General features: G+C 46.2%; 11 protein-coding genes. 6 read left to right on the top strand and 5 right to left on the bottom strand.

Going from position 1 to position 18,882, the window contains the following annotated elements; translation table 11 throughout:
* Positions 1-14: 14 nt before the first annotated feature.
* The 4 genes from BT105_RS10545 to BT105_RS10530 form a co-directional block, all read right to left on the bottom strand.
* The gene (locus BT105_RS10545; protein ID WP_072300713.1) at positions 15-668 is read right to left on the bottom strand and encodes a D-sedoheptulose-7-phosphate isomerase; all 654 of its coding nucleotides are present in this window, start codon (positions 666-668) and stop codon (positions 15-17) included.
* Positions 669-684: 16 nt separating this feature from the next.
* Positions 685-1,989, bottom strand: a complete 1,305-nt coding sequence (locus BT105_RS10540) for an HAD-IIIA family hydrolase (RefSeq protein ID WP_072300712.1) — start codon at positions 1,987-1,989, stop codon at positions 685-687.
* A gap of 1 nt (position 1,990) precedes the next feature.
* Positions 1,991-2,998, bottom strand: a complete 1,008-nt coding sequence (locus tag BT105_RS10535; RefSeq protein ID WP_072300711.1) for a GHMP family kinase ATP-binding protein — start codon at positions 2,996-2,998, stop codon at positions 1,991-1,993.
* A gap of 178 nt (positions 2,999-3,176) precedes the next feature.
* A complete protein-coding gene (locus BT105_RS10530) occupies positions 3,177-3,647 on the bottom strand; it encodes a VanZ family protein (RefSeq protein WP_081367865.1) in 471 nt (156 codons plus the stop codon).
* Positions 3,648-3,883: 236 nt separating this feature from the next.
* Between BT105_RS10530 and BT105_RS10525 the strand changes: the two genes are divergently transcribed.
* The 5 genes from BT105_RS10525 to BT105_RS10505 all read left to right on the top strand — a co-directional run bounded on the left by BT105_RS10525 (position 3,884) and on the right by BT105_RS10505 (position 12,885).
* Positions 3,884-5,596: a sensor domain-containing diguanylate cyclase gene (locus BT105_RS10525; protein WP_072300710.1), complete on the top strand. Its 1,713-nt coding sequence runs from the start codon at positions 3,884-3,886 to the stop codon at positions 5,594-5,596.
* A 36-nt stretch (positions 5,597-5,632) separates the two neighbouring features.
* On the top strand, positions 5,633-7,924 hold the full coding sequence (locus BT105_RS10520; RefSeq protein WP_072300709.1) for a putative bifunctional diguanylate cyclase/phosphodiesterase: 2,292 nt from the start codon (positions 5,633-5,635) through the stop codon (positions 7,922-7,924).
* 203 nt (positions 7,925-8,127) lie between these two features.
* On the top strand, positions 8,128-9,870 hold the full coding sequence (locus tag BT105_RS10515; RefSeq protein WP_072300708.1) for a putative bifunctional diguanylate cyclase/phosphodiesterase: 1,743 nt from the start codon (positions 8,128-8,130) through the stop codon (positions 9,868-9,870).
* Between the two features lie 147 nt (positions 9,871-10,017).
* Positions 10,018-11,703 carry a bifunctional diguanylate cyclase/phosphodiesterase gene (locus BT105_RS10510; RefSeq protein WP_177243963.1) on the top strand — a complete coding sequence of 562 codons (1,686 nt, stop codon included), beginning with the start codon at positions 10,018-10,020 and terminating at the stop codon, positions 11,701-11,703.
* A gap of 72 nt (positions 11,704-11,775) precedes the next feature.
* Entirely contained in the window at positions 11,776-12,885 is a 1,110-nt protein-coding gene (locus BT105_RS10505; RefSeq protein WP_072300706.1) for a GGDEF domain-containing protein, read from the top strand.
* 37 nt (positions 12,886-12,922) lie between these two features.
* Here the strand turns inward: BT105_RS10505 and BT105_RS10500 are convergent, their stop codons facing one another.
* Complete coding sequence (locus tag BT105_RS10500; protein ID WP_072300705.1) at positions 12,923-14,155, bottom strand: leucine-rich repeat protein; 1,233 nt, start codon at positions 14,153-14,155, stop codon at positions 12,923-12,925.
* A 219-nt stretch (positions 14,156-14,374) separates the two neighbouring features.
* Between BT105_RS10500 and BT105_RS10495 the strand changes: the two genes are divergently transcribed.
* The gene (locus BT105_RS10495; RefSeq protein WP_072300704.1) at positions 14,375-18,823 is read left to right on the top strand and encodes a leucine-rich repeat protein; all 4,449 of its coding nucleotides are present in this window, start codon (positions 14,375-14,377) and stop codon (positions 18,821-18,823) included.
* The last annotated feature ends 59 nt before the right edge of the window (positions 18,824-18,882 follow it).

The raw sequence follows: 18,882 nt of genomic DNA, 5'->3' as shown, positions 1-18,882 counted from the left end.
CGTTTAATTCACTTTTATTTCCCGCCGAAGAACTTGTCCTCAAGCATTAAGCACCAGCAGTGATACACGGGCAGGTGGAGCTCCTGTATCATATAGGTCTCAGCTGAGGGGACTTTTACGGCTACATCGGCGACTTCTGCAAGCTCGCCGCCCTTTTCTCCCGTAAGACCTATGACCTTTATGCCGAGAGCTCTCGCAACTACTGTTGCTGACATTACATTACGGCTGTTTCCCGAGGTGGAAATACCGAGGAAAACATCGCCCTTTCTGCCGAAGCCGTAGAGCTGCTGTGCAAATACTCCCAGTCCGTCTACGTCATTGATATAGGCGGTGGTCAGAGCTTCGTGAGCTACCAGCGGTATCGCCATAAGTCCGCGCTCAAGATTCTCAGCAAGATTCTTTCCGCGGACAGGATCAACGCTTTTCAGCTTTTCCGCAAACTCGTCAGGAACAGTACGTGCTATCTTGAAGCGCTTCATGAGCTCTCCTGCGATATGCTCGCTGTCGGCGGCAGAACCGCCATTTCCTGCTATCATAAGCTTTCCGTCGCGGAGATAGCACTCCTCCATGACAAGATAAGCCTTGATAATGTCCTCCCTGCACTTTTCAAGCACAGGATATCTTTCTATCAAAAAATCAACGTGTTTTTCAAGCCTCGGCTCTAACATTAATATTCCCCTTTTCTTACTGCTTCAATATGAGCTTTACCGCTTCGGTCAGGGTTTCAGCTGTAATATCCTGTCCGAAGCTTTCGTTTCCTATGAGCGCAGTTCTGCACCCTGCCGCCTTGCCTGCGAGTATATCGTTCTCTCCATCGCCTATCATCCATGACTGCGAAAGGTCGATGTTGAAGTCCTCGGCGGCTTTGAGAAGCATTCCTGCCTTTGGCTTGCGGCATTCGCATTCGATTTTAAGCTCGGGCACCTCGCCCTCGTAGCCCTTATGGGGGTGATGAGGACAGAAGTATATGCCGTCAAGATAAGCTCCCTCGTGACCAAGGAGAGTCTCCATTTTATTGTGTATCTCGGCAAGTTCATCGAATGTGACCTCGCCTCTTGCGATAACAGGCTGATTTGTGGCAACTATTGCAAGACAGCCCGAAGCATTTATGAGCTTCACAGCCTCCGCCGCACCGCTTACCAGTTCAAATTCGTCTGTATTACGCAGAAATCCCACGTATTTATTAAGTGTGCCGTCCCTGTCGAGGAAAATGGCTCTCTGCTTGCTGCGGAGGTTTTTCGCCTGAACCACGCCGTTTTTGAAGTCCGCGCAAACCGCCGCATATCTGTCGGGAGTTCCCATATCCTTTACGTACTCGGGACTGTCATAGCAGAACATCTTTCCTGTGCCGCAAAGTGGCTTCAATATCTGACGGTCAAGGTCGACCTTGACTGTTTTGCCGTCCTTTTCGGTACCTACGGCGTCAGCGTCAATGCCGCTCATATCAAGAGCTTTCGGCGATATAACGTGAAGTCCTGCGTTTACTCTGTTCCTGTACCACTGAGGACGCTGATCCTCCTTGGCAAGCCATTTCAGCGCTGTTCCGTCCCCGTCTGCAATGAGCAGACCGCTGTCGTACGGGTGACTGTTGGGGTGGGTAAAGAGCGTGACAAGTCCGCCCTTTTTCCTGTGATAGTCCACAAAACGGTTGAAGTCGATATCAAAAACCGCGTCCGCATTGAGAAGCAGGAAATCCTCGGTAAGCTTGTCACGGAGCTTGAAAAGAGCTCCTGCGTTGCCGAGAGGCTGTTCCTCAACAAAATACTCGATATTCACGCCAAGCCTGCTTCCGTCGCCGAAATACCCGATTATCTGCTCGGACATATGGGATACGGTCAGTATCAGGTCGGTGAAGCCCTGCTCCCTGAGACAGCATATCTCGCGCTCAAGCACGGGGACTCCGTCTATTTTTATCATCGGCTTTGGTATATCGGAGGCTACAGAGGATATCCTCGTGCCCTTTCCGCCTGCCATAATTACTGTTTTCATCTTACTCCTCTTCCTTTGGAACGTATATCTCGGGAGTATAGTGTATCACCTGTGTACCGCCGTTCTCGAACTCAAACGGAATATACATAAGGTCCTTCATGGCGTGTCTTACGCTTTCCTGCTTTTCGGGCTGAACGTAGAATACAAGGAATCCGCCGCCGCCTGCTCCGAGAAGCTTTCCGCCGAGGGCTCCTGCGTCCATGCCCTTCTGGTAGAGAGCGTCAATGCTGTTGGTGCTGACTGCCGCGCCCACCTGTCTTTTCAGTCTCCATGTGTGGTCGAGGAGACGTCCGAACTCGTCAAGGTCGGCAGTTTTATCCGTAAGGACACGCTCCGCCTCGTCCACAAGGCTGTACATCTCCTTGAGCTGAGCCTTCTTTTCAGCGGCGTCAAGCTTGTTTGCCTGCTGGACATCTGCGGAAAAACGGGTAAATCCCGTAAAGAACATCATAAGATTTTCGTTGAGCCTGCGCTTTCTCTCTGGGCTTATGATAACAGGGAGCACCTCAAAGCCTTCGTCGCTGAAATTAATGCGGTTGAAGCCGCCGTAGGAAGCCGCTATCTGGTCCTGCCAGCCGCCTGCCTCGCTGCAGAGGACTCTTTCAAGGTGGATAGCCTCCTCCGCAAGTCGCTTCTTATCGGCATACTTGCCTTTAAGAGCGTAGAATGCATTCAGCAGACCTACTGCAAATGAGGAGCTTGTGCCAAGTCCCGAACGGGCAGGCAGGTCAGCCTCGTAGGTAAGCCTTATCTCGTGCATATCCAGCATTTTCATGGCATTGCGGATAAGGGGGTGCATTATATCTTCAACATTTTTCACGCGCTCCGTCTTTGAATAGGAAAGCTCCGTGGTATAGTCGAAAAATCGGGGAAGATGTCTGACGTTCACATAGCAGTACTTGTCAAATGTGGTGGACAGCACTGCTCCGCCGTTTTCGTTGAAAAAGCTTTCCATGTCAGTTCCGCCGCCGAAAAACGACATACGGAACGGTGTTTTTGTAATAATCATGTCTGTTTTCTCCTTTAATTGACCATATCTGTGCCTGACAAACTGTCATGGCGCAGAAGCTCACATAGATTTATTATACACTATTCCTGCCGCCATTGTCAACATTTACACCCGTACAGGCGCAAAAAAGTCCCGAAACGGCTCCGTATACACCGTTTTCGGGACTATGATCCGATATTCATTCCATTTCGGACTCTTTGCCTAAAAGCTTTTCAAATATGAACACGTACATGATACAGCCTATGCAGGCTCCGATAGTGTTGTGGATTATATCATCCGACTCAAAAAGTCCTCTGCCTGTGTAATATTGAGAAAACTCGATAAACAGGGAGAAAACAAAGCCTGCAATGGCGGCAGCCCTTATATTCCTGAACTTTTCGGACATTATGGGCAGCATGAAGCCAAGAGGCAGGAGCATTATGAGGTTTCCGCCTATCTGCCCCGACCAGTAGCTGTAATTGCCGCTTTGCAGCATAGTGCTCAGCTCCCACATAGGTCTGAGGACATGGCGGCGCATTCCCGACGTCCTGTCGATTAGAGTTATGCTTAGGACGCAGTACAGATACAGCACCATTGTAAACAGACAAAGCCCCTTTATCAAAAGCTCGCTTCGGCTGAGCCTTTTTATTCTGTTTTTAAGCCTTAACATCGGTACTCAGCCTCCTGTCTGCGTAATCTATAGTAATAGTATACCACATTTTATGAAAAAATGCAAGAAAAGCTCCCCTGTCAATTTGTTAATTATATGTAAACATATAGTGGTTCAGTATTGAAAATAATAAATTACTATGGTATAATTAGACAAAAAGATAATAACATTAACACAGCATTTTATCATTATATAATTGTTTTTACCTATGACCTGCCTTAAAAGGAGCTGAACGTATGAAAAAGCATGACAAAACTCCCATATCCTTTGCAAGACTCGCGCTGGCACTTGCCAACGACTATTGCAGTATTTATGTTATAAACGCTGAAGATGACAGCTATGTTGAATACTCCCCCAGCGGAGACGATAAGGAGCTGGTACAGGTATCCAGCGGAAAGAACTTCTATGAAGACCTGCCTCAGAACTGCCGTGAGCTCGTTTATAAGGAGGATCAGGAATATTTCCTTGAAACTTTCAAGAAAAGCAACGTACTGAAAGCTCTGGAAAACGGGCGCTCATTTTCGCTGACCTACCGCCTCGTCATTGACGGTGTGCCGCGATATTTCTTCCTGAAGACCATTCGCTCCGATGACAGGAGCATTGTCATAGGCGTCCGTGATATCGACGCCGAAAAGCGCAAGGAGCTCGAAAATGAAAAGAACAGCCGTGCCTATGCGGAGATAGCTAAATCACTGGCAAGCCTTTTCGAGATAATCTACCATATCGACATCGAAACAGGCAACTATACCGAATACAGCTCCAGTGAGTCCTTTTCAAAGCAGGGCTTCGGCAGAAGCGGAAACGACTTCTTTGAACGCGCAAAAGAGGATATGAAGCGTGTTATCCACCCTGATGACCGCGAAAATATCATAAATAAGCTGGAACGCAACGTTCTTTTAAAGGCTCTCCGCAAAAAGGGAACTGTTTCGCTTACCTATCAGCAGCTTGTTGACAATGAATATCACTACGTTAATCTCCTCGCCTTTATCCAGAAAGCTGACAAGGAGCATATCGTTGTGGGCGTCCGCAACATCGACGCGGAAAAAAGCCGTGAAGCTCAGAGCCAGACATTCAGCGATATAGCTCTTGCACTGGCAAAGCGCTATGAGGTCATCTATCTTGTAAATATCGTCACCAACGAGTACACTGAGTACAGCGCAAGCGAAAACTACAGAAAGCTAAAGGTCGGCACTACAGGCAAGGACTTCTTTGCCGAATCGCAGATGAACATGAAGCGCGATATCTACGAGCCCGACCTCCATATGATGTCTACGGTCATGCAGAAGGAAAACCTGATGAAGGGCATCTCTACCTATGGCAAGGTACCTGTAAACTACAGACTTATGCTCGACGGCAGACCGCAGTATGTTTCGCTGTATGCTGTTCGTCCTCAGGACGATTCCGACCATATAATCATCGCCGTTGCCAATATCGACGAGGCTATGCAGAAGGAATTCGCATATCAGGATATGGCGAACAAGGATTCCCTTACAGGCGTAAAGAACAAACGCGCCTATGCTCAGGCTGAAGCAGAGCTTGACGACTATATTGCAAAGTGCACTCAGCCGCCATTTTCCGTTGTGGTATGCGATATCAACGGTCTCAAAGAGGTCAACGACACCAAGGGACATAACGCAGGCGACGCCTTTATACGCAATGCCTGCTCTATTATATGCAATATCTTCAAGCACAGTCCTGTCTTCCGTATCGGCGGCGACGAATTTGCCGTTATAATGAAGGGCAGCGACTACGACGAGCGTACACATCTTATGGCAGAGCTTAACAAAGTCCTCGAAGCAAACAAGCATAACGGAATGGTCATTCTTGCGGCTGGCATTTCAGACTTCGATCCCGATATGGATATGCGTGTACAGGACGTTTTTGAACGCGCAGACAATCTTATGTATGATAACAAGAAAATATGCAAAGCTTTAGGCGATAATAAATGATACTTTATCAGATTCCGGACGAAAGGCGGTGAAGCTGTGAGAACGGTATTTTCAATAATATTTGCTGTGCTTATAATCGCACTGGGCATATGCTCATTTATAGCACGGCGTTCCAAAAAGCCCATGGGAAAAGCTGTCGCCTTATTTGAAGCCTCGTTTATAGTACCCGTACTCGGAAACCTGCTCATAATCGGCTCAAATCAGCGAACTATCGCCATGGTAGGCTGTTACTTCTTCTTTCTCGGATTTGATATGGTAATGTTCTCTCTGATAAACTTCACCAACAAGTACTGTATAGGCGTTGGCGAAGGTCAGAAGCCGCCTAAGTTCATATATGCACTGCTTGCCTTTGACGCGGTGCAGATACTGCTGAACCCACTTTTCGGTCATGTATTCAGGCTTGAAAAGATAATGGTGGATAAGCTGGCTTATTACCGCTTTATCCCCAATACAGGACTTATCTTTCACCGTATCGTGGATTACGGCATATTGGCGGCAGTCCTGCTGATATTCATAGTTGCCATAAAGCGAACTCCCCGTATCTATTCCGAAAAATACCTTATAATCCTGCTCTCTATCATAGCAGAGGGCATATGGCAGACCTTCTACATACTGTCAAGACGTCCCGTAGATACCTCGATGATAGGCTTTGGCGTCTTAGGTCTGCTGATATTCTATTTTGCGCTGTATTACCGACCTCTGAGACTTCTTGACCGTATGCTGTCCGATATAGTATCGGAAATGTCGGAATATCTTTACATTTTCGACAGCTCCGGCAACTGCATATGGGCAAACGAACAGGGCTTCAAGCTGGTGGAATTAAGCGCTGAGCAGCTTGACGAGGTAACTGGCAAGCTGGCGAAAATGTTCGGCTCTCCTGACGTCAACAGCTCCAATCAGCGTATAATAGGCAGCGGCAGCGACGCAAGGTACTACACTCTCGAAGAGAGCCGCGCTGTGGATAATCAGAAGCTTTCGGGAACATATCTGCGAATACGCGACATCACCGAGGAGCAGCAGAGGTTAAAGCGTGAGATGTACGATGCAACTCACGACCTTATGACGGGACTTTATACCCGTGAGTACCTCTATCAGCGCATTTTCGAGACAATGTCCGCAAATCCCGACACTGAGTACTACATAGTTTATGTTGACGTAAAGAATTTCAAGGTGGTAAACGATATTTTCGGCACTAAATTCGGCGACTATGCTATAATACATATCGCAGACTGGCTCCGCGAGAACATACCTAAAAGCGGCTGCTACGGACGGCTTGCAGGAGATACCTTCGGCGTGTGCATACCAAAGCAGGAATTTGACGCCGACTTCCTCGAGGACAAGCTGGCGCACTTCACGATAAAGAGCAGACTTGCCGTATACGGCTATCATCTGCTGATACATCTCGGCGTTTACGACGTTGACAAAAACGATACCAATGATATCTCACTCATGTTCGACAGAGCTCATCTGTCACTGTCAAATATCAGCGACGAATACAAGACTCACATCGCCTACTATGATAATGAGATACGCGAAAAGCTGCTCTGGGATCAGGAGATATCCTCACAGGTCTACAACGCTATAAATACAGGACAGCTTCGCCCGTATCTGCAGCCTATAGCCGACAGGAACGGCAAGCTGGTAGGCGCTGAGGCTCTGGTAAGGTGGATACACCCCGACCGCGGATTCCTTTCACCAGGTATGTTTATCCCCGTTTTCGAGAAAAACGGCATGATAGTCGAGGTAGACAAGCATATGTGGCGCTGTGCCTGCGAGATACTCTCACGCTGGCAGAGACAGGGCATAGACCTCTTCATATCGGTAAATATCTCACCAAAGGACTTCTACTTCGTGGACGTTGTGGGCGAGATAAAGAAGCTGGCAGAGGAATTCAGGCTCGACCACTCAAAGCTCCGTATCGAGATAACCGAGACCGTAATGATGAACGACGCCGAAAACAGAATGGCTCTCCTTGACGAGTTCAGGAAATCGGGCTTCATCGTTGAGATGGACGACTTCGGCAGCGGCTATTCATCGCTGAATATGCTGAAGGATATGCCTGTTGACGTACTGAAGATAGATATGAAGTTCCTCGGCAAGACCAGCGACAAGGAAAAGGCTAAGACTATCGTCAAGAACATCATCAACCTCACCAAGGAGCTGGGCATCGTCTCACTTACAGAGGGCGTTGAAACAGCGGAGCAGTACGAGGCGCTGGAAAAAATGGGCTGCAATCTGTTTCAGGGCTACTACTTCGCAAAGCCGATGCCTGTCAGTGACTTTGAAGATTTTATCACAAGCCATTCAGAAACGGGTAAAAGTGAATAATAACAGGATACAGGCTGCTCAGGCAGCCTGTTTTTCTGTCAAAAAATCATTATTTTACAAAAATAAACAGATTTTAATAATTTATCTATTGCTTTTCTTTTATTTATAGTGTATAATACTAATGTATATCTGTGGATTATATCCAGTTTTTGACATTATTTTCGATATATAAATATTTCCATTAGAAACGGGGGAATATTGATTTGAAAAAAAATAAGGAAAAAAAGACGTTCCAAAAAACTCTGGACGCTCTTTCTAAAAGCAAGAAGTATTATCCGCTATTCTTTGTGCTGATACTTTTGCTGTATATAGCGGATTTTGTAGTCTGCCGAATGCTCTCTGTAGGCGGTAATCCTCCGCCTATAATGCTGGCAGGACAGCCTATCCCTCTCGGCGCTATCACAGGTGCTGTTTCAAATCTGGGAAACATATGCATAATCCTGCTTGTAGTGTTTTTCGGTGAAATAGGCTTCTATACCGCGCTGGGAATACTCCTGCTGCAATTTCCGCTTGTCTTCCAGTCTATCATCGTCCACCACAACCTGAGCAATATACCAGGTGTTTTCGGTAATATCCTGACAATACTCGCTATAATAATAATCTACATCAGAAACAACAAAGCGAATGAATATCAGGAACGTATGCGCGATCAGGCTGTTACTGACAGACTAACCGGACTTCCCAACAGATTCGCCTGTTCAGAGCTTCTGGACAAGCTCATCAAGGACAGCAAGAAATTCGCACTTGTTCACATCGACATCAACAGCTTCAAGGGCATAAACAGCACAATGGGCTATGAATCGGGAAATAAAGTCCTCATTGAGATAGCTAAGCGCTGGAAGAATATTGCCGATGCAGGTACCTCGGGCACCCTTGACTTCGTAGCCCGTGTGAACGGCGACGAATATGTACTGATAATCCGCGGTTATCACTCCAAAACGGGCATAATGAAGACCATAAAGCACTATGAAGCCGTTCTCGGAGACCGCCTTACCATTGACGGCTGCGACTTCTTCATAACAGCAAGCTTCGGCTATGCGGAGTACCCCTCCGACGCCAAGACTCCAGATTCGCTGTTCTCCTACGCAGACGCCGCACTTACCGAAGTAAAGGCACGAAAGAGCAGCGTCCATATCCTGCATTTTACCCCCGATCTGCTCAAGACCGAGCGCACTCTCGAAATAGAGGGAAAGATAAGGGACGCTCTGAAGAAAGACTCTCTTTTCTTCCATTTGCAGCCTCAGTACGATATGTCTCATAAGCTCCGCGGCTTTGAGGCTCTGGCGCGTATCAAGGACGCCGACGGACAGATAATGTCCCCTGCTGAATTCATCCCCGTGGCAGAAAAGGTCGGTCTTATCGACAAGCTTGACTCCGCAGTTTTCAGAAAGGCAGCCGTTTTCTTCGGAGAGCTCCGCGCAAGGACAGGCAATTCCCTTATCCTGAGCCTCAACGCCTCTGTAAGGCACCTGATGAAGAACGACTTCCTTGAAGAATTGAAGGAGCTTCTCAAATCAAGCGGTCTCCCCGCAGAGCAGCTTGAAATAGAGATAACCGAATCAATTATGATAGATTCGGCTGAAAAAGCCCTCCAGTGCATAAACGATATAAGAGCTATGGGCATAAAGCTGGCTATCGACGACTTCGGTACAGGCTATTCGTCACTCAGCTACCTCAGCAACTTCCCTGCCGATCTGCTCAAGATAGACAAGTCATTCATCGACAAGATGAACGACTCGGACAAGGCCAAGAAATACGTTGAGGCTATCATTTCCCTTGGCCATATCATGGGATTCAGCGTAATTTCCGAGGGCGTTGAAGAGCCCGAACAGCTCGAAACTCTCAAGGAGATAGGCTGTGACCTGATACAGGGCTATATCTGGGGACGTCCGATGCCTCAGGAGGACGCCGAGCAGCTCGTGCTCGCAGAACTTTCAACCGAATAAATAGATAACGCTCCCAAATGGGAGCGTTTTTATGTGTATATTAAAGAATTTACATTTTATCTCTTGAAAAAAGGCGAAAAAAAATGTATAATATATATGATCAAATACATCTGTGTTTTCAAATTCGATAGAACGGAGGTAGCAATAATGAATAATGAGCGTGAGCTTGACTTTTATCGTCTGTATACGCTGCTTGCTTCTCTTACGCAGATAGTAAATCAGGAACCTGATATTCCTCAGATAGAAAAAATATTAAACGAAATAGCGGCTATGTTCCGACTTTCAAAGGCTGTTACCCATTTTTACCGCAGCCCTGCTGACGAAAAGCTGGGAAAGGGCGAAGAAATGTGCAGCTACGATACGGGAAAAGACGGCAAGCCTATACATACAGTGCGCTTTGTAACAAGACTTATGGCAATAACCTCCATGACCATATATATGGCCGAGGACGAGGAGCCCCTCTCAAATGAGGAGCTGTTCATGGCTGACCTTACCATGAGGACTGCCCTCGCCTTTATAAGCCGCAACCGTTTGCAGGTAATTGCCGAGGAGCTTGCATTCTATGACGATATGGGCTTCCGCAATATCCGCAGCTTTTTCAGGTATATGGCATGTAAATGTCAGCCCGGCGATTTTGACGGCAAGGCTGCCATAAACTATAATCTCAGGCATTTCGCCCTGATAAACGAGGAATTCGGCAGAAACAGCGGAGATACGACTCTCATCAATCACTACAGGCATATAGAGGAGCTTATCGGCGAGAGCGGTATCGTTTCACGTCTCGGCGGTGACGCCTTTGTCTGTATATGTGACCAGACCGACCTGCCTGACCTCCTCGATTACCTTAACGAAGCAATAGTAGTCATAGATAAAAACGGCAATACCGCCCGTGTATCCTGCTATGCAGGAGTTTTCGTCATTCCCGACGGCTATACGGTAACTGTCCCGAATGATATCATGGGCAAGATAATGCACGCCTATCAGATAGCAAGGAACGGCGCTCAGGGAAATATCATTTTCTTCTCGGATATGCTCATGTCCGACAGAGAACGCTCAAGGCGCATACAGAATATGTTCCCAGAGGCTCTGAAAAACGAAGAATTCCACGTTTTCTATCAGCCAAAGGTGAATATTCTCACAGGCGAGATATGCGGCGCAGAGGCGCTGTGCCGCTGGTTCCATGACGGCAGGATAGTTCCGCCTATGGAGTTTATCCCCGTTCTCGAAGAGACCAGCGAGATATGCAAGCTGGATTTCTATATGCTGGACAAGGTGTGCCGCCATATCCGCAAATGGCTGGACGAAGGCAGAAATGTGGTCCGCGTGTCTGTTAACCTTTCAAGACGGCATATGACTAACCCCGATCTTCTCCAGACTCTCATAGAGATAATAGACAAGCACAGAGTACCTCACCAGTTCATTGAGATAGAGCTTACCGAGACCACCACCGACGTGGAATTCAAGGACCTCCGCCGCGTAGTTGACGGGCTTCACCACCAGAATATTTACACCTCTGTGGACGATTTCGGCATGGGCTATTCTTCACTTAACCTCATAAGAGTTGTTCCGTGGAATGTGCTGAAGGTCGACAGGATATTCCTTCCTCTGGACGGCGAATCAAATGACAGCACAAGAAGCATAATGTTCAAGCACGTTATGGCTATGGCTAAGGAGATCGGTCTTGAATGTATCGTAGAGGGCGTTGAGACTCCTGCTCAGCTGGAGCTTCTCCGCAAGAATGACTGCGAGCTTGCACAGGGCTATCTCTTTGACAAGCCCCTTCCGCTGGAGGAATTCGAGAAAAGACTGGATAAAAAGCGTTATCCTATATAAAACATATATCAAAACAGACGGAATAATACATTCGGTCAGCATCCTTTTTGCCAAAGGGAGTGATATATACATATGTATACAAAAGAAAACTACGAAAAAGACCTCGGATTCATTGAAAAAATGGATCATCTGGTATCGCACAGGATAGAATTCATTGCCTATTTCTTTGCACTTGCCGCTTGTCTGGCTGCACATATACTGTATTTCTTCCTTTTCCTGAATGCAGGCGTCAAGAATATGGCAATATTCAATGTTTTCAGCGTATTATTCTATGCGTTGACTATCATACTGGTCAAAAAAGTAAAAAACAAGCTTCTCCTCGCATATGCAGCTCTTGCGGAAATAATAATCCACGCATCCCTTGCAACGATATGCGTTGGCTGGGTGCCTGATTTCGGTATGTTTCTGCTTATGATAATACCCATAGCCTTTCTTATGCCGAATAAGAACAAAAAGGCTCCCTTTGTGGTAATGTTCACCTCGATACTGCTGTATGGAGTACTGAAATACATCTACCGTGACAATAATTATACAGTTTACAACATCGATGATACTGCATTTGCTTCTGTTTTTTACTTTATAAATATATTTATAGGCTCATTTGTACTGGTATACTCTACGACTATATATACCTTCATGAACCGATATACCGAATGCAAACTGAGAGTACAGAACGAACAGCTTCGCATTATGGCTTCTGTCGATCCCCTGACAAAGCTCAGCAACCGCCGCGCAATGCACAGGAGTCTCACGGAAATATGCGAAAAAAGCAGGGAAACAGGCAGAAACTACGTGCTCGGTATCGGAGATATCGACAATTTCAAGCAAGTCAATGATACCTACGGTCATGATTTCGGAGACTGCGTGCTCTCCACCGTAGCCGAGGTCATATCGGATAATCTCCCTGACAGCGGCTGTGCCGCAAGGTGGGGCGGAGAGGAATTCCTCTTTGTTATCCCCGATGAGGAGCTTGAAAAGGGACGCCTTTTCTCCGATAAGATAGTGACCTTGATAAGTCAGCAGCAGTTTGTCAAGGACGATACTACGTTTTCCGTAACAATGACGATAGGTATCTGCGAGGGTGCTCCCGACGATATCATCGACAAGGTCATAAGCCAAGCCGATAAACGCCTTTATAAAGGCAAGCGCAACGGCAAGAACCACACTGAATATACAGATTGAAAAAGCTCCCGTTTCGGGAGCTTTTCTGCTGCTCATATCACGAACGGACGTATTCCTCAAAAGGCATTGCTTCACCTGTTGTCGTCGAAGTATACGCATAATATGACAATATAATAGAAGCGTCAACTGCGTTGATAAGTCCGTTTCCGTCGGCATCTGCTGCTTTTAGCTGCTGAGCAGTAAATCCGCCCTCCTGCTTTGTTGAGACCTTAGCATAATAGGACAGCACCTCGGAAGCGTCAACTGCATTGATATAGCCGTCGCTGTTCACATCTCCAAGCTTGTATGTAACAGGCTCAGGAGCCTTTCCCAGTGATTCAAAGGTGTAGCCGTACTTCTTTGCATACTCCTCAGCCGTCGAGCCGTCATAGCCCTTGATGACTCCGCTGTAGTCCTTGTAATTATTGCCGAATGTAGTGGCTCTGTCGAATATCACAGCATTGGGATTCAGGATAACGACTTCCTCAAGAGCGGCGCAGTTGGTAAATGCCTGCATACCTATATCCCCGACCGACGCAGGGATAGTAACAGCGGCAAGTGAGGAACAGCCCGAAAAGGCATTATATCCTATCTGAGTAACTGTTTCGGGGATAGTCAGCTTTTTCAGCGCGGTATGTCCCCAGAAGGAATTGCTGACTATATTCGTGACAGTATCGGGAATATCTGCTTCTTCAATATCTGCCGTAAAAATAAGCATATCGTTGACTATTACGTAATCGTTCTTTTTTACCTCGTTATTAAGCCATGCCGTGCCTCCAAAAGCAAGGGCGCCGATATTGTTTACCGACGAGGGTATCTTTACATCGGCAAGCGTCCTGCACATGGCAAATGCCGAAGAACCGATATTTGTCACAGAATCGGGGATATCAATCGCTTTCAGCGCTATACAGCTGTTGAAAGAATAGGTCTCGATATTTGTGACCGTGTCTGACAAGGTAACAGATACAAGATTTTTACATTCGCTGAAGCACTGAGCTCCCACATTGGTTATGCCCTTGCCGATGACTACCTTTTTTATGCTGTCCTTTTGCTCTGCCCATGGCAGGGTATAATTTGAATTGAGCCCGTACATAGCTCCCGTACCGCTTATAGTCATTGTACCGGCATTGTCAAGAGCCCATGTCGCGCTCTTTCCGCAGGTTCCGCTTGAAGCAGGCTCCGCCGCTGAAACTTCGATAGCTGAAATGCCGCCGGATACAGACAATGCACCGCTCATACCCAAAAGCAATGAAGCTCCGACAGCAAATGATAAAGCTCTGTTTATTCTCATGCTAACGCCCCCTAAAATCAGTATTTTCATTATAATACCATACATTTCAAGAAATAGCAATATCCGCAGTAAAAAACTGCATAAACAAACTATACTATTAATGCGTAGATTTAAAACATTACACAAAAATCCAAAAATAATATTTCTTTTTTCAGATAAATATTATATAATATATATCGGTATCAAAACCATAAATAATATAGGACGGTGGAAAAAACGATGAAGAAAAAAGCTAAAAGATTTCTGGCTTCACTGACAGCCGCAGCAGCTATCAGCTCTGTATGCTGTACTCCACTTGCAGATATGGGAATAAAGCTCCCCATAAGTGCGATCGAGACAAGTGCTGCCGAAACTCTCGTAAGCGGTGATTACCAGTACTACACTGACGATAACGGCGCAGTAATCAGAAAGTATACAGGTACTGCCGCTGAACTGACAATACCCGAAGAGCTGGACGGAAGCAAGGTCTATGCTATCGAAAGCTACGCTTTTCAGAGAAATGCAAACATAGCCTCTGTTACTATGCCGACAGGTCTGAAAAAAATAAGCAACAATGCTTTTTACGGCTGCAGCGCTCTCAAAAGCGTTAAATTCAACGAAGGTCTGACATTTTTAGGCAGCTATTCCTTCTCCGGAACAGATCTTACTGAGGTATCTCTCCCATCAACACTTACGGACGCTACATATCCTTTCAATAAATGCCAGATAACAAAGGCGACCTTTGCAGACGGCACAAAAAAAATACCGAGCTTTATATTTGACAACTGCACCAAGCTTTCCGAGGTGGTTATCCCTAAGTCTGTTGAAAGGATAGGCAGCTATGCATTCCAGAACTGCTCATCTATCACTGAGTTCAATTTCCATGAGGGACTCACATTCTTAGGAAACTACGCTTTCTCGGGCACCTCTCTCACAGAGGTATCTCTCCCCGCAACACTGGAGGACGCTGAATACCCATTCAGCAACTGCAAGATAACCAAGGCAACCTTTGCTGAGGGAACTGTAAAAGTACCAAGCTTTATATTTGACAACTGCCCCAAGCTGACAGAGGTAAACCTCCCGAAAACTGTTGAGAAGATAGGCAGCTATGCATTCAAAAACTGCTCATCTCTTACTGAGTTCAATTTCCATGAGGGACTCACATTCTTGGGAAGCTTTGCTTTTACAGGCTCAGGTCTTACCGAGGTATCTCTCCCATCAACACTTACAGACGCTACATATCCTTTCGCTAACAGCAAGATAACCAAAGCAACATTCGCTGAGGGATCCGTAAAAGTACCTAACTATATATTTAACAACTGCACCAAGCTCACAGATGTAAATCTTCCGAAAACTGTAGAAAAGATAGGCAGCTCCGCATTCCAGAACTGCTCATCTCTTACTGAGTTCACTTTCCATGAGGGTATCACATTCTTAGGCAGCTCCGCTTTCTCAGGCACAGCCATTACAGAGGTAACTCTGCCTTCGACGCTTACTGACGCTACATATCCGTTCAACAGAAACAGCAATATCCAGAAAGCTACCTTTGCAGAGGGCACAACAACTATACCGAGCTGGATATTCGATAACTGTTCAAAGCTCACTGAGGTAAACCTGCCTAAGACAGTTACCAAGATAAACGGCTCTGCTTTCCAGAACTGTTCATCACTGGAGAATATAACTCTCCATGAGGGTATCACTACTATAAACAACAATGCATTTACAGGTACAAGCATCAAGGAGCTGACTCTCCCAACTACATTAAAGAGCAGCGGCTATGCTTTCACAAAAAGCAAGCTGGAAAAGGTCAGCTTCGCAGAGGGCTCAACTGCTGTTCCTACTCAGTGCTTCAGCGGCTGCCGTATGCTCAGGGAAGTCGTTCTTCCGAAAACTATCAAGACTATAAACAGCTATGCATTTGAAAGCTGCTCAGGACTAAAGTCTATTGAGCTTCCTGCATCTCTTGAAAGAATAGACGGCTCTGCATTCAGAAGGTCAGGTCTTACAAGCATAGATATCCCTGACAGCGTAAAGAATCTTTCAAGCTATGTATTCAACGACTGTCAGAGCCTTAAGACAGCTGCTATCGGCTCAGGTATTACTACTATCAGCTCAAGCGCATTCTCAAACTGCAAGGCTCTCGAAAAGGTTACTCTCAGAGCCGCAAAGCTCAAGGCATCTTCAAACTCGTTCTACAACTGCCGCAAGCTCTCAGAGATAGACTATTCAAATACTGCATTTACATTTGACAGAACTGCATTTACAAAGTGCTATTCTCTTAAGGATATGAACCTTGTATACCTTGAACGTCCTGTTTCGACAATGACTATAACTACAGAAAACGCTGCTGTAGACGGCATTGTAGATTTCACAGTCGATTTCTCAGCTCTTGAAGGCCGCTTCAACGAGGACAGCACCTTTACCATTTCGCTTACTGTCCCTGACGGAGTAACAGTTCTGCCCGATACATTCAAAACAAACGAAGGAACGGTCAAAGGAGAAGATGTTTCAGCACTTAAGATACCATTCAGCTCCTCATCGGGCAAGCTCACATTCTCTGCAAAAGCCATAAAGGAAGGCACGTTCGATATCGACGCAGACCTTGTCTTTAAAGAGGGCAAATACGACAGAGCCGAGCCTATCCACTCAGTAAGATTCACAGCCGACGTTCTCAGCCTTTCAGCTCCGAGCACCACAAACAGCTTAAAGATAAATGTAAACGGTACAGGTCCCAAGAGCAAGGAAATAGGCATATATCTCGGCGACAAGCTTATCGGCAGCCCTGTTGCTGACGCAAAGACAGGCAAATACTCATTGGCTGTTGAGCTCCCCGAGGGCGAAAGCGGAACAAAGTACGTGCTCAAGGCTAAATACGGCGATACAGTAACATCTGACTTTGAGGTAGTATACGACAAGGAAGTACCTGCTGTCGGCAGCATAAAGCTTGGCGTAAACGGAAATGCGGCAGAAACCGATATTACCGACGTATTCACAAAATGCACATCGCCTGTAATGTATCTTATCCCCAACAAGGCTCTCAACCTGACAGCCGAGATAAGCAACAGCACTCTTGTTCAAAAAGTTTACTTCACAAGCACAAAGCTTGACAAGGTAGCTAAGCTTGAAGCTACATACGACGAAAAGACAGGCTTATGGACAGCAAAGGGCTATTTCGACGGCAACAAGAACTATGTTCCCGGTACTCTCAACGTTGTTGTAGTGACAAAGTCCGAATACAGCGCATTACAGGCTGAAAAGCTTGATATCGACTATACCAGGGGCTATTTCTCACGCCCGGGCAATATAAGATTCCTCGTTGAGCCTTCAGGTATCGTATATGAGGGAGCTCCTTCAAACACTGTAAAGGGCGCTGAGATGACTGTATACTACATGGACGAAAACGGTAAGGCAGTTGCATGGGACGGCAAGGACTACGATCAGCAGAATCCGCTCCTTACAGATGAATTCGGCGCCTACACATGGGACGTTCCCGAAGGCGAATGGAAGATAGTATGCAAGGCAGAGGGCTTCGAGCCAATGGAGAGCGAATGGACAAACGTTCCGCCTGTTCAGAAGGGTATAGACTTCGCACTTGTAAGCAGTGAAGCACCAAAGGTAACAGACCTTTCATATGACGGTACAAATATCTGCCTTAAGTTCAGCAAGTATATGCTCCCCGAATCTGTAAACACCAGCACAGTACTGCTTGATTCAGGCAACGATATCGAGATATCCCCTGCATTCCATGCGTCAACAGAACAGCTTACCGATACATTCAATATCAAAGGCGACTTTACCGATACTATCGACGTAAACGTTGTAGTAAGCAGCGGCTGCTCAAGCTATGCAAATGTTTCTGCTGAAGAATTCAAGAAGACACTTCGCATACATGAGCCTGTGACAACAACTACTACACAGACCACCACAACAACGACTACTACAACCACTACAAAACCAGTTTCGACTACTACAACTACAAAACCAGTTTCTACCACTACAACAACAAAACCAGTTTCTACCACTACAACAACAAAACCTGTTTCTACCACTACAACAACAAAACCAGTTTCTACCACTACAACCACAAAACCAGTTTCTACTACTACAACTACAAAACCAGTTTCTACCACTACAACAACAAAACCTGTTTCTACAACAACAACTACAAAACCTGTTTCTACAACAACAACTACAAAACCAGTTTCTACCACTACAACAACAAAACCTGTTTCTACCACAACAGCTACAAAACCTGCTACTACTACAACCACAAAGCCTGTTTCTACAACAACAGCTACAAAACCAGCTACCACCACAACCACTAAGCCGGTAACAACTACAACATCTACAGCTCCTGTTTCTACTACAACATCTACCGTAACATCTACCACAGTTACAACAACTGCTCCTGTAACTACCACAACACAGCCTGTTAAGCCAAAGTCTTCGCTGGGCGATTACAACGGCGACGGCAAGGTAGACGCAGTAGACGCTTCTTACATACTTACCGTTTACGCTCAGAACTCCACAAACCACACAACTGCAACCGATGAGCAGAAGGCTGTGGGAGACGTAAACAAAGACGGCAAGGTAGACGCAGTAGACGCTTCATATGTACTTTCATACTACGCATACTGGTCAACCAAGGAAAAAATAAGCTTAGAGGAATACCTCGCAAAGGGGCTTTAATTGATCTAACACATTCAGACCACCTTCGGGCGGTCTGTTTGTTAGTCATTGACTTTATT

The organism is Ruminococcus flavefaciens, from assembly GCF_900119075.1.
In the GTDB taxonomy this organism is placed as follows: Bacteria; Bacillota; Clostridia; order Oscillospirales; family Ruminococcaceae; genus Ruminococcus; species Ruminococcus flavefaciens_Q.
This window is presented reverse-complemented; position numbering and strand designations above follow the sequence as displayed.

What these genes read in the sequence shown, in the direction of transcription:
- BT105_RS10530 (WP_081367865.1), bottom strand. Translation starts at nt 3,647, where the DNA reads ATGTTAAGGCTTAAAAACAGAATAAAAAGGCTCAGCCGAAGCGAGCTT.
- BT105_RS10540 (WP_072300712.1), bottom strand. Translation starts at nt 1,989, where the DNA reads ATGAAAACAGTAATTATGGCAGGCGGAAAGGGCACGAGGATATCCTCT.
- BT105_RS10500 (WP_072300705.1), bottom strand. Translation starts at nt 14,155, where the DNA reads ATGAGAATAAACAGAGCTTTATCATTTGCTGTCGGAGCTTCATTGCTT.
- BT105_RS10535 (WP_072300711.1), bottom strand. Translation starts at nt 2,998, where the DNA reads ATGATTATTACAAAAACACCGTTCCGTATGTCGTTTTTCGGCGGCGGA.
- BT105_RS10525 (WP_072300710.1), top strand. Translation starts at nt 3,884, where the DNA reads ATGAAAAAGCATGACAAAACTCCCATATCCTTTGCAAGACTCGCGCTG.
- BT105_RS10510 (WP_177243963.1), top strand. Translation starts at nt 10,018, where the DNA reads ATGAATAATGAGCGTGAGCTTGACTTTTATCGTCTGTATACGCTGCTT.
- BT105_RS10495 (WP_072300704.1), top strand. Translation starts at nt 14,375, where the DNA reads ATGAAGAAAAAAGCTAAAAGATTTCTGGCTTCACTGACAGCCGCAGCA.
- BT105_RS10545 (WP_072300713.1), bottom strand. Translation starts at nt 668, where the DNA reads ATGTTAGAGCCGAGGCTTGAAAAACACGTTGATTTTTTGATAGAAAGA.
- BT105_RS10505 (WP_072300706.1), top strand. Translation starts at nt 11,776, where the DNA reads ATGTATACAAAAGAAAACTACGAAAAAGACCTCGGATTCATTGAAAAA.